Annotated in this window: 12 protein-coding genes; 3 read left to right on the plus strand and 9 right to left on the minus strand. The window is 70.0% G+C overall.

Features of this window, described 5'->3' with window-relative positions; translation table 11 throughout:
- Window positions 1-124: 124 nt before the first annotated feature.
- The 3 genes from AB4Z01_RS17325 to gltX all read right to left on the minus strand — a co-directional run bounded on the left by AB4Z01_RS17325 (window position 125) and on the right by gltX (window position 3,235).
- Window positions 125-331 (minus strand): hypothetical protein, encoded by a 207-nt coding sequence (locus AB4Z01_RS17325; protein ID WP_441695781.1) that lies wholly within the window; start codon window positions 329-331, stop codon window positions 125-127.
- Entirely contained in the window at window positions 324-1,640 is a 1,317-nt protein-coding gene (gene gltA, locus AB4Z01_RS17330) for a citrate synthase (protein WP_441695783.1), read from the minus strand. Before gltA ends, AB4Z01_RS17325 begins: the two co-directional genes overlap by 8 nt.
- Before the next feature lie 185 nt (window positions 1,641-1,825).
- Window positions 1,826-3,235, minus strand: a complete 1,410-nt coding sequence (gene gltX / locus AB4Z01_RS17335; RefSeq protein ID WP_441695785.1) for a glutamate--tRNA ligase — start codon at window positions 3,233-3,235, stop codon at window positions 1,826-1,828.
- Between the two features lie 103 nt (window positions 3,236-3,338).
- On the opposite strand from gltX, the gene AB4Z01_RS17340 reads away from it, so the two are divergent.
- Window positions 3,339-5,471: a ComEC/Rec2 family competence protein gene (locus AB4Z01_RS17340; protein WP_441695787.1), complete on the plus strand. Its 2,133-nt coding sequence runs from the start codon at window positions 3,339-3,341 to the stop codon at window positions 5,469-5,471.
- A 4-nt stretch (window positions 5,472-5,475) separates the two neighbouring features.
- Here AB4Z01_RS17340 and AB4Z01_RS17345 read toward each other — a convergent pair whose 3' ends face one another.
- Complete coding sequence (locus AB4Z01_RS17345) at window positions 5,476-6,333, minus strand: phytanoyl-CoA dioxygenase family protein (protein WP_441695789.1); 858 nt, start codon at window positions 6,331-6,333, stop codon at window positions 5,476-5,478.
- Window positions 6,334-6,447: 114 nt separating this feature from the next.
- On the opposite strand from AB4Z01_RS17345, the gene AB4Z01_RS17350 reads away from it, so the two are divergent.
- Window positions 6,448-7,575 carry a Gfo/Idh/MocA family protein gene (locus AB4Z01_RS17350; RefSeq protein WP_441695791.1) on the plus strand — a complete coding sequence of 376 codons (1,128 nt, stop codon included), beginning with the start codon at window positions 6,448-6,450 and terminating at the stop codon, window positions 7,573-7,575.
- Window positions 7,576-7,738: 163 nt separating this feature from the next.
- On the opposite strand, the gene AB4Z01_RS17355 is transcribed toward AB4Z01_RS17350, so the two are convergent.
- Window positions 7,739-8,452, minus strand: a complete 714-nt coding sequence (locus AB4Z01_RS17355) for an NIPSNAP family protein (protein ID WP_441695793.1) — start codon at window positions 8,450-8,452, stop codon at window positions 7,739-7,741.
- Between the two features lie 86 nt (window positions 8,453-8,538).
- Between AB4Z01_RS17355 and AB4Z01_RS17360 the strand changes: the two genes are divergently transcribed.
- A complete protein-coding gene (locus AB4Z01_RS17360; protein ID WP_441695795.1) occupies window positions 8,539-9,168 on the plus strand; it encodes a TetR/AcrR family transcriptional regulator in 630 nt (209 codons plus the stop codon).
- A gap of 64 nt (window positions 9,169-9,232) precedes the next feature.
- On the opposite strand, the gene AB4Z01_RS17365 is transcribed toward AB4Z01_RS17360, so the two are convergent.
- The 4 genes from AB4Z01_RS17365 to moaC form a co-directional block, all read right to left on the minus strand.
- Window positions 9,233-10,300, minus strand: coding sequence for a LacI family DNA-binding transcriptional regulator (locus AB4Z01_RS17365; RefSeq protein WP_441695797.1), 1,068 nt, complete (start codon window positions 10,298-10,300; stop codon window positions 9,233-9,235).
- A gap of 36 nt (window positions 10,301-10,336) precedes the next feature.
- Entirely contained in the window at window positions 10,337-11,065 is a 729-nt protein-coding gene (gene lexA / locus AB4Z01_RS17370; RefSeq protein WP_441695798.1) for a transcriptional repressor LexA, read from the minus strand.
- Between the two features lie 130 nt (window positions 11,066-11,195).
- A complete protein-coding gene (locus AB4Z01_RS17375; RefSeq protein WP_441695799.1) occupies window positions 11,196-12,395 on the minus strand; it encodes a molybdopterin molybdotransferase MoeA in 1,200 nt (399 codons plus the stop codon).
- Entirely contained in the window at window positions 12,392-12,874 is a 483-nt protein-coding gene (moaC, locus tag AB4Z01_RS17380) for a cyclic pyranopterin monophosphate synthase MoaC (protein WP_441695800.1), read from the minus strand. The genes AB4Z01_RS17375 and moaC overlap by 4 nt, the downstream gene beginning before the upstream one ends.
- Window positions 12,875-12,913 lie beyond the last annotated feature (39 nt).

Below are 12,913 nucleotides of genomic sequence, written 5' to 3' on the forward strand. Positions count from 1 at the left end.
GACCCGGCAATCCAGAGGATGTCGACAGGCTCTGGATGCCCGGGTCAAGCCCGGGCATGACAGTAAAAAAAAGATATCCCTTGTGCGTTTCCGCGGGATAGTGCGCGCGACGGCGCCTCTAAAATCAGGAAAACAGATAGGTCAGCAGCGCCGCGCCGGCGAGGACCGCAAGGGTGGCGGCGGCGGTGCGGAGCTTGGCGCGCAGCGGGGCCCGGTTCGTGTTCGCGGCCCGGGGCACCTGCCTCGGCATGGTCGAAATGCCGACCGGCCGGCCCGGGCGCCCTGGGGCGCGCGGACCGGTGCGGTCGATCTGGGTGCCTCGCTTAGCCACGCTCGCTCAGCGGAACGAAGCCGCGCGGCGTGTGGCCGGTGAACAGCTGGCGCGGCCGCCCGATTTTCTGGTGCGGGTCGCCGATCATCTCGGTCCACTGCGCGATCCAGCCGACGGTGCGGGCCACGGCGAACAGCACGGTGAACATGCTGGTCGGGAAGCCCATCGCCTTCAGGATGATGCCCGAATAGAAGTCGACATTCGGGTACAGCTTCCGCTCGACGAAATACTCGTCCTCGAGTGCGATCTTCTCCAGCTCCATGGCCAAGTCGAGCAGCGGGTCCTTGACCCCGAGCTCCTCGAGCACCTCGTAGCAGGTGGCGCGCATCACCTTGGCGCGCGGATCGTAATTCTTGTAGACGCGGTGGCCGAAGCCCATCAGCCGGAACGGATCGTCCTTGTCCTTGGCCTTCTTGACGTATTCGCCGACGCGGTCCTTGGTGCCGATCTCGCCCAGCATCTTCAGCACCGCTTCATTCGCGCCGCCATGGGCCGGGCCCCACAGCGAGGCGATGCCGGCGGCGATACAGGCGAAGGGGTTGGCGCCGCTGGAGCCGGCGAGGCGCACGGTCGAGGTCGAGGCGTTCTGCTCGTGGTCGGCGTGCAAGATCAGGATGCGGTCCATGGCGCGGGCCAGCACCGGGTTCACCTTGTACGGCTCCGCCGGAACGGCGAAGGTCATGTACAGGAAATTCTCCGCGAAGTTGAGGTCGTTCCGCGGATACATGAAGGGCTGGCCGACCGAATACTTGTAGGCCATGGCCGCCAGCGTCGGCAGCTTGGCGATCAGCCGGTGCGACGCGATCTCGCGCTGGCGCGGGTCATGGATGTCGGTCGAGTCGTGATAGAAGGCCGACAGCGCGCCGGTGACGCCGCACAGCACCGCCATCGGGTGGGCGTCGCGGCGGAAGCCGCGGAAGAAGTGGTGGATCTGCTCGTGCACCATCGTGTGGCGGGTGATGGTGTGCTCGAACTCCGCCGCCTGGGCCGGGTTCGGCAGCTCGCCATGCAACAGCAGGTAGCAGACCTCGAGGAAGTTGCTCTTCTCCGCGAGGTCGTCGATGGCGTAGCCGCGGTGCAGCAGGATGCCTTCGTCGCCGTCAATGAAGGTGATCTGGCTGTCGCAGGAGCCGGTCGACGTGAAGCCCGGGTCGTAGGTGAACATCCCGGTTTCGGCGTACAGCTTGCGGATGTCGATGACGCTCGGGCCCATGGTCCCGTCGATCACGGGCAACTCGACCGACTTGCCGGTCGAGTTGTCGGTCAGCGTGACGGTCTTCTGCGCCACGGGGGTCTTCGTATCGGGCATGACGATGTCCTTGAGCGGGGGCTTCGTACTGGAAACGCAGGTCATCCGCTCCGTCGGCCGCGAGGATAGTCGCGCGACGGGGCAAGATCAACGCGACTTGGGCCCTCCCGACAACGGATTTCGATCGCCTGTTTTTTAGGCTTCTTTCGAATTAACCAACCGGATCAATCAGTTGTTGGCGTCCTTTAAGGAGCGCCGGCAGCTTCGCGGATCCGCCGCAGCGTCTCGTCCCGGCCGAGGATCGCGGCCACCTCGAAGATACCTGGTGACACGTTCGATCCGGTCAATGCCGCGCGCAGCGGTTGCGCCACCTTGCCGAGCTTCAGCCCTTCGGCCTCGGCCAGGCGGTTGACCTCGGCCTCGAGCACCGCCTCGGTCCAATCATTCAGACCGGACAGCGCCGCCAGCAGCCGGCCGAGCAGGGCGCGGGCGTCGCCGGTCAGGATCTTCTGCGCTGCCTCGTTGAACGGCAGCGGGCCGGAGCGGAGGTAGAACAGCGCGCTGTCGGCCAGCTCGACCAGCGTCTTGGCCCGCTGCTTCAGCCCGGTCATGGCCAGCAGCAGGATGGCGCGGTCGGCGTCGACCAGCGACCGCTCCAGCGCCGTCTCCAGGTTGGGCGTGATCCGCTCCAGCAGCTCGGCATCCGGCGTCTCGCGCATATAGATGCCGTTCAGGTTCTCCAGCTTGGCGAAGTCGAGCCGCGAGGGCGACCGGCCGACGCCGTCGAGGTCGAACCACTCGACTGCCTTCTCGGTCGGGATCACCTCCTCGTCGCCATGGCCCCAGCCGAGCCGCAGCAGGTAGTTGCGCAGCGCCGCCGGCAGGTAGCCCATGTCGCGATAGGCCTCGATGCCCAGCGCGCCGTGCCGCTTCGACAGCTTGGCTCCGTCCGGCCCGTGGATCAGCGGGATATGGGCGAAGTCCGGCGGGGCCGTGCCGATGGCGTTGTACAGCTGCACCTGGCGGAACGTGTTGGTCAGGTGATCGTCGCCGCGGATGATCTGGGTGATGCCCATGTCGATGTCGTCGACCACCACCGACAGCATGTAGACCGGCGTGCCGTCGGCGCGCAGCAGCACCATGTCGTCGAGCTGGTCGTTCTGCACCGTCACCGGGCCCTGGACCTTGTCCTCGACCGTGGTCTCGCCGGTCCGGGGCGCGCGCAGGCGGATCACCGGGTCGAGACCCTTCGGCGCCTCGGCCGGATCACGGTCGCGCCAATAGCTGGTGTAATAGGCCCAGGGCTTGCCTTCGGCCTTGGCCTTCTCGCGCAGCGCTTCCAGCTCGGCCGGCTGCAGCCAGCAGTGATAGGCCTTGCCCTCGGCCAGCAGCTTGCGCGCGACCTCGGCATGCCGCTCGCGCCGCTCGAACTGCGACACGATCTCCTCGTCCCAGTCCAGCCCGAACCAGGCCAGCCCGTCGATGATCTTCCGCACCGCATCCTCGCTGGAGCGGGCGCGGTCGGTGTCCTCGATGCGCAGGCGGAAGACGCCGCCGTGATGGCGGGCATAGAGCCAGTTGTACAGGGCCGTCCGGGCCCCGCCGATATGCAGGTAGCCGGTCGGGGAGGGGGCGAAGCGGGTCACGACCGTCATGGGCCAAATTCCACAGGGGCTGCTACGATGAAGGCGAGAGGTCCATAGCATAGGCCTTCGGCCCATGGCTAATGCGGGGGCATCGGTCGGAGTTCCGGGATCCGTGCGGGCGTCGCTGCGGCGGCTTGGCGCGGCCGGACGCGGGATCGCCCGGCCGGATTGGGCGGAGCTGGCCGACGCCTTGGCCGGCGGCGCGCGGCGCCGCCTGGTGTTGCTGGTGCCGTGCGGCCTCGGCACCGGCATCGGCGTCTACTTCGCCCTGCCGTCGGAGCCGCCACTCGCGGCAGGTCTCGGCGCGCTGCTCCTGTCCGGCTTGCTGACGCTGCTGCTGCGCCGGCGGCCGCGGGCGCTGTGCTTCGCCGCGCTGCTGCTGGCCGTGGCGGTGGGCTTCCTGGCGGCGGAGCTGCGCACACGGGCGGTGGCGGCGCCGCTGCTCGACCGCGAGCGGCGTGGTCTGGTGACCGGCACGGTCGAGACGGTCGATCTGCTGCCGCATGGCGTGCGCGTCGTGCTTGGCGACCTGATCCTGGAGGGGCTGGCGCCGGAGGCGACGCCGGCGGCGGTGCGGCTGCGGCTGCTCGGGGCGGAGACGGTGCCCGCAGCCGGCGACCGGATCCGGGTGCGGGCGACATTGGCGCCGGTGGACGGGCCGGCCTATCCGGGCGGCTTCGACTTCCGGCGGCAGTTGTTCTTCCAGGGCATCGGCGGCACCGGCTTCGCCATGGGCCGGGTGGAGCGGCGGGACGAGGCCGATCCGGCGCCGTCCAGCCTGGCCCGGCTGCAGGATGCGATCGCCGCCCGGGTGCGGGCGCAGGTGAGCGGCGACGCCGGGGCCATCGCCGTCGCGTTCCTGACCGGCGAGCGCGCCGGCATCAGCGACCAGGCCAACCAGGCGATGCGCGATTCCGGCCTGGCCCATCTGCTGTCGATCTCCGGTATCCATATCAGCCTGGTGGCGATCCTGCTGCTCGGCGCCGTCCGGCTGGGTCTGGCCCTGATCGAGCCGGTGGCGCTGCGCCGGCCGATCAAGAAATGGGCGGCCGGCATCGCGCTGCTCGGCATTGTCGGCTACACCATCCTGGTCGGCGCCTCGGTGCCGACGGTGCGGTCCTGCGTCATGACCGGCGTTGTGCTGCTGGCGGTGATGGCCGACCGGGTGGCGATCTCGATGCGGCTGGTCGCCCTGGCCGCCACCGTGGTGCTGCTGGTGGTGCCGGAGGCGCTGCCCGGCCCGAGTTTCCAGATGTCCTTCGCCGCGGTGATCGCGCTGATCGCGGCCTATGAGGCGCTGCGGCCGCATCTGGCCGGGTGGCGCGCCGACGCCGGGCCGGTGCGCCGGATCCTGTTCTATCTCGGCGGCATCGTGCTGACCACGCTGGTCGCCACCGTCGCCACCACACCCTTCGCCATCTACCACTTTCAGCGCTTCGCCCCGCTGGCCGTGGCCGCCAACCTGATGGCGATCCCGCTGACCTCGATCCTGATCATGCCGGCGGTGCTGCTGGCCTATCCGGCCATGCTGCTCGGCCTCGACGGCTGGGTGCTGCCGCTGCTGGGCTGGGGCAACGAGGCGATGCTGTGGGTGGCGAACACCGTCTCATCCTGGCCGCTGGCCGCCTTCGCGGTGCCGGCGATCCCGGCCTGGGGGCTGGTCGCCGGCGCCATTGGCGGGCTGTGGCTGTGCCTGGCCGGAGGACGGCTGCGCCTGCTGGGGCTGCTGGCCTTGCCGCTGGTGCTGGTCGCGGCGCTGACCGCGCCGTCGCCGCAGATCCTGGTCGACGGCACCGGCCGGCTTGCCGCGGTGCGGGTGCCCGAAGGCGGTCTGGCCTTCTCCACCCGCCGCAGCGAGCGCTTCATCCGCGAGATCTGGTTGCGGGCCGAGGCCGCGGCCGAGGACGCGCCCTGGCCGCAGCAGGGACCCGCCGCCGGCGACCGGTTGGCCTGCGACCCGCGCGGCTGCCTCTACCGCTTCGGCGACCGGACGGTCGCCTTCACCCGCAGCGGCGAGGGCTTCGACGACGACTGCGCCGCGGCCGATCTGGTGATCACCGACCTAGTGGCGCCGCGCTGGTGCCGGCCGCGCTTCGGCATCTGGGACCGCTTCGACCTGCGCCGCGCTGGCGGCATCACGGTCGACCTCTCCAGCCCGCAACCGCAGGTCGCGACGGTGGCGGCGGCGGTCGGCGACCGCCCCTGGGCGCCGGCCCCGTTCCGGGCAGCGGCGGCGCCCGACTGATGGGTCAGCGGGCCGTGGCCATCATCGTGCGCCCCTCGGCGTTGCCGGCCTTGGCGGCGTCCAGCACCTCGGGATAGGGGTAGTTCAGCCCCAGCAGCTGGCGCAGGTCGGGGCTGGCCTGCTCGACGAAGGCCCGGGGCAGGGCGGCCGGCATGTCCTCCATCGGCTTCACGAATTTCGGCAGGTACTGGATCAGGATCGCCGACCGGTCCTGCCGCGACCGGTTCGGCATGGCGCAGTGCCAGACCGCGCCGAAGAACACCACCGTGTCGCCAGACTCGCCCAGCATGCGGGCGCAGCGCTCGTGGAAGCGGTCGCTTTCGGCCGGGTAGCGCAGCTCCTTCTGCGTCCCCGGCACATAGGCGGTGGCACCGGTCTCCTCGGTGAAAGGGTCGAGCAGGATGGTCGCCTGGGCGTTCAGCGGGAAGGACGCGTTGATCCGCACCGGATGCGATTCCGGCTTATGCAGGTCCCAGTAGGGGTAGTCGATATGCGGCTCCTGGCCGGGGCCGCCGGGCAGGATGCGGTTGGCCGCGATCGACCCCATGATGAACTCGCTGCCCAGGAAGGCGCGCATCACCGCCATCAGCGCCGGATGCGCCGCCATGCGCGAGAACACCTCGCCCTTGGCCAGCAGGTTCCACACCCGGCGCTGCAGGGCGATCTTGCCCTCCTGCTCGGCGGCACCCTGGAAATGCGTGACCTTGGGCGTGCTGCCTTCGGATTCGCGCATCACCACCGCCCGCGCCTCGGCGATCTCGGCCGGTGTGAACAGGCCGCGCAGCAGCACCGCGCCTGCGCCGTCCAGCAGCTCCGCCACGATCGCGGCCGGGTCGATCGTGTCCGGTGTGTAGCTCTTCATGCCATCCCTCCCTGCAGGTTGCCGCCAGCGTAGTACGTTTTGCAAGCGCTTGCAAATCGGATCGACGGCAGAACTCCGGCGGGGTACGATGCTGCGGACCAGGGAGCGAAAACGATGGCGGAGACACTTCGGATCGGGCTGATCGGGGCCGGCTATATGGGCAAGGCCCACAGCATCGGCCTGCAGCTGGTGCGCACGGCGTTCCAGCCGCCATTGATCCCGGTTTGCGAGATGATCTGCAGCACCACGGAGGAGGGCGCCGCCGCCCATGCCACGGCCTGGGGCTGGAACCGGTCGACCGCGGACTGGCGAGCGCTGGTGGGTGACCCGGCGGTCGACGCCGTGATCATCGCCACCCCGCCGCGCAGCCATCTGGCGATGGCGACCGAGACGCTGCGCCTGGGCAAGCCGGTGCTCTGCGAGAAGCCGCTGGGCTGCGACCCGGCCGAATCGAAGGCGATGGTCGAGGCGGCGGAGGAAGCGGGCGTCGCCACCATGGTCGGCTTCAACTACATCCGCACCCCGGCCAGCCAGCTGGCGAAGCAGATCATCGATGCCGGCGAGATCGGCGAGGTGATCCAGGTCACCGCCGAGCATGTCGAGGACTACCTGCACGACCCGCGGGCGCCGACGTCCTGGCGCACCCGGATCGCCACCGGCACCGAGGCTGGGGCGCTGGGCGACGTCGCGCCCCACATCGTCAACGCCTGCCTGCGACTGGTCGGGCCGATCGAATCGCTGGTGGCGGATCTGAACATCGTGCGGGCGACGCGACCCGGTCCCGAGGGCGAAGAGCGGGTGGAGAATGACGACCAGGGCCAGATGCTGCTGCGCTTCGGCAATGGCGCCAGCGGCTCGCTCAGCTTCAGCCGCGTCGCCGCCGGGCGGAAGATGGGCTACACCTACCGAATCACCGGCACCAAGGGCGCCCTGGCCTTCGACCAGGAGAACCAGAACGAGCTTTGGCTCTACGACGCCGCGCGGCCGGCGGCGCGCCAGGGCTTTCAGCGCCTGCTGACCGGGCCGGCGCATCCCGACTACCTGGCCTTCAACCAGGGCGTCGGCCACGGCACCGGCTACAACGAGCAGATCGCGATCGAGGCGCGCGACTTCCTGGAGGCGGTGGCGACCGGCCGGCCGGTCTGGCCGACCTTTCGCGACGGCTGGGAGGTCGACCGCGTCACCGCCGCCGCCTTGCGCTCCGCCCGCGAGCGTGCCTGGGTGCGGATTGCGGATATCTGACCAGGCTGTGCTGACAAAGACCTGTATGCCCCTACCGTCATGGCGAGCCCCAAAGGGGCGTGGCCATCCAGAGATCCAGCCGCTGGATCGCCATGTCGCTGCGCTCCTCGCGATGACGATTTAAAACTGCGGTGAATCGCTCTTAGTAAGCTTGGTGCGATTTTCAGCCGCGTAGCCGCGAGCGCGTTGTCGGCGATAGCAGCGCGACTTCCGGCGGCCTGGCCAGATGCGGTCGCAGGGCTTCGGCGAAGCCGGGCATGCTGGCGAGGACGACGGCATGGCGCTCATAGGCGGCCCGGTCCGGGAAGCGGGAGAACCAGACGAAGACCCGCGCGTCCTCGCGCACCGGCAGGGCTGGGAAGCCGTTCTCGCCGTGCTCGCTCACGAAGCTCGCCAGGATCGGGGTGCCGGCATCGCCGAGCATCGGGGCCAGGACGGTCTTGAACACCTCCGGGAACCCGGCCTCGGCCTCCGGCTGAAGATGCCAGGTTGTGGCCGTGATGATCCCATCGCTGCCCCCGGCAGGACGGCCTGGGCCGAGCCGGAAGCCCGAGTCCGGATGCGCTGGCCGCAGCAGCAGCACGTCGTCCGAATCGATCATGGTCGCATTGGCGGCGCTGCGGTGCGCCTGCCACGCCGGCCCGCCGTAGAAGGCCCGCAGCGACTCGGTCCGCGACCGGAGGCCCGGGAAGCCGCGCAGCCAGACGAAATGGTCTGGCGCATCGAGGTCGCGGCACTGGCCGATCACGTCGATCCCGACCGTCTCCTGCGTCTCCACGAACTCGCGGTCGAACAGCGTGATCAGCACGTCGCGCTGCCCCGGATGCAGCGTGTAGCGCCGCAACTCCACGACCGGGCTGAAGGTCCCGCTTTGCATGATCGCCTCCCTTTACCGAAACAGACCGGCTGTCCGGTTCTAAAACAGACTGATTGTCCGGTTGAGTCAATATGCTACGGTTGGGCATGACCGAGAGCGAGATCAGGCGAAAGCGCAGCTACGACCCCGAAGGCATGCGCCGGCGCCTGCTGGACGTTGCGGCGGAGGCGTTCCAATCCCGCGGCTACCAGGCCACCGGCATGCATGAGCTGATGCGCGAGGCCGGGGTGACCGGCGGGGCGCTGTACCATCATTTCCCGACCAAGAAGGCGCTCGGCCTCGCCGTCATCCACGACCGGGTGGCAGGGGAGGTGGAGGAGACCTGGATCGAGCCGGTCCGCACGGCGCCGGACGGCATCGACGGCATCGCCGGCGTGTTCGAGCGGATTGCCGCCGGGCTGCGGCGGCGCGGCGCCGTCTCCGGCTGCCCGCTGAACAACCTGGTGCTGGAACTGTCCCTGGCCGATCCGGAGTTCCGCACGGCGATGCAGGCGGTGTTCGAGGCCTGGCGGGCGGCGCTCGCGGCACGGCTGCGCGCCGACCAGGCAGCCGGCCGGCTGGCCGAGGCCGATGCCGACGACCTCGCCGCCTTCATCGTCGCCGCCTATTCCGGGGCGATGGCCCAGGCCAAGGCACAGCAGGACGCCGGGCCCCTGGAGGCCTGCGCCCGCCAGTTGAAGCGCTGCTTGGAAGGATTGAGGCGCAACACAGCCTGAGGCGGCCACTTCCCCCCTTTCATCGTCATTCCCGCGAAAGCGGGAATCTCTTTCCGGTAGGGCGCTACGAGATCCCCGCTTCCGCGGGGATGACGGGATGGGGCGGAGGGAGCGTATCCCGTTCCACCAGCGCGATGTCGAACAGCCGGCCCTCGATCGGGTGGTGGGGATCGGCCAGGCGGGCGGCGATCTGGTCGATGGCGTGGCGCACCATCTCGGCCATGGGCTGGCGGACCGTGGTCAGGCGGTAGCCGGACCAGGCGGCGAGGGGCATGTCGTCGAAGCCGACGATGCCGATCTCCTGCGGCACGGCGAGGCCGCGCTCGCGGCAGGCGTCGAGGGCGCCGAGCGCAAGGATGTCGTCGCCGCAGAACACCGCCTGCGGCCGGTGCCGGTCGAGCAAATCGTGCATGCCGCGGCGGCCATGCTCATGCGAATAGTTGCCGGTGAACTCCACGGCCATCGGCTGCAGCCCCGCCGCTTCCAGCCCGCTCGAAAAACCCGCGGCACGGTCGATCGACGACGAATCGATCCCGGCCCCGCCCAGGAAGGCCAGCTGCCGCAGGCCGCGCGCCAGCATGGCTTCGGCAACCAGGCGGCCGCCGGCGACATTGTCGACCGTCACCACCGGCACCACCTGCGACCCCGCCCGGCCGAACACATGCACCACCGGTAGCCCGGCGCGGGCGCAGGATTCGGCGAAGCCCTCGGGTGGCGCGGAGGTGGCGATCAGCACCGCGTCGACGCTGTATTGCAGCATCATGTCGAGGGCGGCATCGGCGCCGCCATCCTCCGACAGGTTGGCGATCAGCGGCCGCAGCCCGCGGCGCTGCAACTCCCGCGTGAACAGGTCGAACACATCCATGAAGGCGGGGTTGGCGAAATGGCTCGAGACCAGCCCGACCAGCTCGGTCCTACCGGTCATCAGGCTGCGCGCCAGTTGGTTGGGGCGGTAGCCCAGCGCCTCCGCCGCCGCCAGGACGCGGGCCCGCATCCGGGGCGAGACGCTGGCATCCTTGGTGAAGGTGCGGGAGACGGCCGAGATCGATACGCCGGCCGCCTCCGCGACCTGCTGCGCCGTCACCCGCTCGGCGCCGCCGGCCCGATGCCGGCTGCTGCTGGAGCGCCTCACGCGGTCACGATCCGCCCGAGAAGGGGCGCTGGAGCCTTAAGAATAGGTCCGCAGCAGCCCGATCAGGCGGCCCTGGATGCGGACGCGGTCGGTGGGCAGGTAGCGGGTCTCATAGGCCGGATTGGCGGCCTCCAGCCCGATCGACGCGCCCTTCTTGCGCAGCCGCTTCAGCGTCACCTCGTTGTCGTCGACCAGGGCGACGACAATGACGCCGGGATCGGCCGCGTCGCAGCGCTTGATGATCACGGTGTCGCCGTCCAGGATTCCGGCCTCGACCATGCTGTCGCCGGCGACCTCCAGGGCGTAGTGCTCGCCAGGGCCGAGCAGCGAGGCCGGGACTTCGGCGTAGTTGGAATGGTCGCGCAGCGCCTCGATCGGCATGCCGGCGGCGATCCGGCCGTAGAGCGGCAGACGGACGCCGAGTTCCGGGTTGCTGAGATCGGCCCGCTCCAGCTTGCGGCCGGTCAGGGCGGTGTCGGAGCGCACAGGCCGGAAGGGGACAACGTTGTCATCCTCGGCTGGCGACCCGGCCGGCGCGTCCGACTTCAGGCAATCCGGCAGCTTAAGCACCTCCAGCGCCCGGGCCCGATGCGGCAGCCGCCGAATAAAACCACGCTCCTCAAGCCCGGTGATCAGTCGATGGATGCCCGATTTCGACTTCAGGGCCAGCGCATCCTTCATCTCGTCGAAGGATGGACTGACGCCGTCCGCCTCCAGACGGCGGTGAACGAACAACAACAACTCCTGTTGCTTTCGCGTCAGCAAGGCATCCTCCGTTGGCAGGGGCCGCGGCGCGGCCGAATCCCTGGAGAGAACATTAGGAGGAACAAAACAAAAACACAAGCGCCTAACTGTGGCACCCCTGGTTCTTTACTTCCTTGTAACGATCGCCGGGTCAGATCCCGTCGCCGAACAGCACGGCCTCGACCGACTCGCCGCGCGCCGCGGCCGGCGCATGGGGCGATCGGATCACCAGCCCGTCGGCCGCAGCCAGCAGGGACAGCATCGAGCTGTCCTGGGCCGGGAACGGAGTGGCGACATAACCGGAATCCGTCCGCTCGATCCGGGCTCGCAGGTAATCCTCGCGCCGGTCATTGGCCGGCAGGTCGCGGCCCAGCACTGCAGTAACGCGATTTTCGGACGTCTCGGCCCCCTGCAGGGCCCAGACCGCCGGGCGCAGGAACAGCCAGCCGCAGACCATGGTCGAGACCGGGTTGCCGGGCAGGCCGAGCAGCGGCGTGTCGCCGAGCCGGCCGAAGATCAGCGGCTTGCCCGGCCGCATCGCGATCTTCCAGAAATCCAGCGCCAGGCCGCGTTCGCCCAGCACCGAGCGGATCAGGTCGTGCTCGCCGACCGAGGCGCCGCCGGTGGTGACGACCAGGTCGGCGCCATGGGCGCCGGCGGCCAGCGTCGCCAGGGATTCGGCGTTGTCGCGGGCGATGCCGAGATCGACCGGCTCGCCACCGCAGCTGCGGATCAGGGCGGCCAGCGCATGGCTGTTGGAGCTGACAATCTGGCTCGGGCCCAGCGCCTCGCCCGGCAGCACGATCTCGTCGCCGGTCGCCAGCACCGCCACGCGCGGCCGGCGCCGCACGCGCAGCCAGGGATGGTTGGCCGAGGCGGCAATGCCGATGTCGCGCGCGGTCAGGCGCCGGCCGGGCTGCAGCAGCACGTCGCTGGCGCGGAAATCCAGCCCGGCCTTGCGCACATGGCGGCCGGCGGCGACGCCCTCGCGCACAGTGACCCGGTCGCTATCGGCGTCGGTGTCCTCCTGCAGCACCACGGCGTCGGCGCCGTCCGGCAGCGGCGCGCCGGTGAAGATGCGGACGCATTGTCCCGGGCCGACCGTGCCTTCGAAGCGGCCGCCGGCCGGAACCTCGCCGATCCGGCGCAGCGTCGCCGGGACGGTCGCGACATCGGCCGCCCGCACCGCCCAGCCGTCCATGGCGGAGACGTCGAGCGGCGGCTGGGTCAGCCGCGCCGCCACCGGCTCGGCCAGGATCCGGCCCAGCCCGGCGGGCAGGGGCACGGTCTCGGCCGGCAGGGCCGCGAAGGCCGAGAGGATGCGGGCGCGAGCCTCGGCGACCGGGATCATGGTGCGGCCTCGTAAGTGCCTGATCGCCCGCCGGATTTGTGCAGCAGCCGGAGGTCGGTCACGACCATCCCGCGGTCGACCGCCTTGCACATGTCGTAGACGGTCAGGGCGGCGACCGAGGCGGCGGTCAGCGCTTCCATCTCCACTCCCGTGCGATGCGTGACTTTGACCGTGGCCTCGATCTCGACCCGGCTGTGCTCGGCGTCGCAGCGCAGCGCCAGCTCGACGCTGGACAGCGGCAGCGGATGGCACAGCGGGATCAGGTCGGATGTGCGCTTGGCCGCCATGATGCCGGCGATGCGGGCGATGCCCAGCACGTCGCCCTTGGCGTGGCCGCCGGCGGCGATCAGCGCCAGCGTCTCCGGCTTCATCTCGACCCGGCAGCCGGCCCGCGCCACCCGCACCGTCGCCTCCTTGTCGGAGACGTCGACCATGCGCGCCTGGCCGGCGGCATCGAAATGGGTCAGCTCGCCGGTCATGCTGCTTCCCTCTGGAAAAGTTCGGCCAAAGCCCAGCCG

It is taken from the genome of Inquilinus sp. YAF38 (genome assembly GCF_052113205.1).
Classification (GTDB): Bacteria; Pseudomonadota; Alphaproteobacteria; order DSM-16000; family Inquilinaceae; genus Inquilinus.

What these genes read in the sequence shown, in the direction of transcription:
- gltX (WP_441695785.1), bottom strand. Translation starts at nt 3,235, where the DNA reads ATGACGGTCGTGACCCGCTTCGCCCCCTCCCCGACCGGCTACCTGCAT.
- AB4Z01_RS17350 (WP_441695791.1), top strand. Translation starts at nt 6,448, where the DNA reads ATGGCGGAGACACTTCGGATCGGGCTGATCGGGGCCGGCTATATGGGC.
- AB4Z01_RS17375 (WP_441695799.1), bottom strand. Translation starts at nt 12,395, where the DNA reads ATGATCCCGGTCGCCGAGGCTCGCGCCCGCATCCTCTCGGCCTTCGCG.
- AB4Z01_RS17360 (WP_441695795.1), top strand. Translation starts at nt 8,539, where the DNA reads ATGACCGAGAGCGAGATCAGGCGAAAGCGCAGCTACGACCCCGAAGGC.
- moaC (WP_441695800.1), bottom strand. Translation starts at nt 12,874, where the DNA reads ATGACCGGCGAGCTGACCCATTTCGATGCCGCCGGCCAGGCGCGCATG.
- AB4Z01_RS17345 (WP_441695789.1), bottom strand. Translation starts at nt 6,333, where the DNA reads ATGAAGAGCTACACACCGGACACGATCGACCCGGCCGCGATCGTGGCG.
- gltA (WP_441695783.1), bottom strand. Translation starts at nt 1,640, where the DNA reads ATGCCCGATACGAAGACCCCCGTGGCGCAGAAGACCGTCACGCTGACC.
- AB4Z01_RS17355 (WP_441695793.1), bottom strand. Translation starts at nt 8,452, where the DNA reads ATGCAAAGCGGGACCTTCAGCCCGGTCGTGGAGTTGCGGCGCTACACG.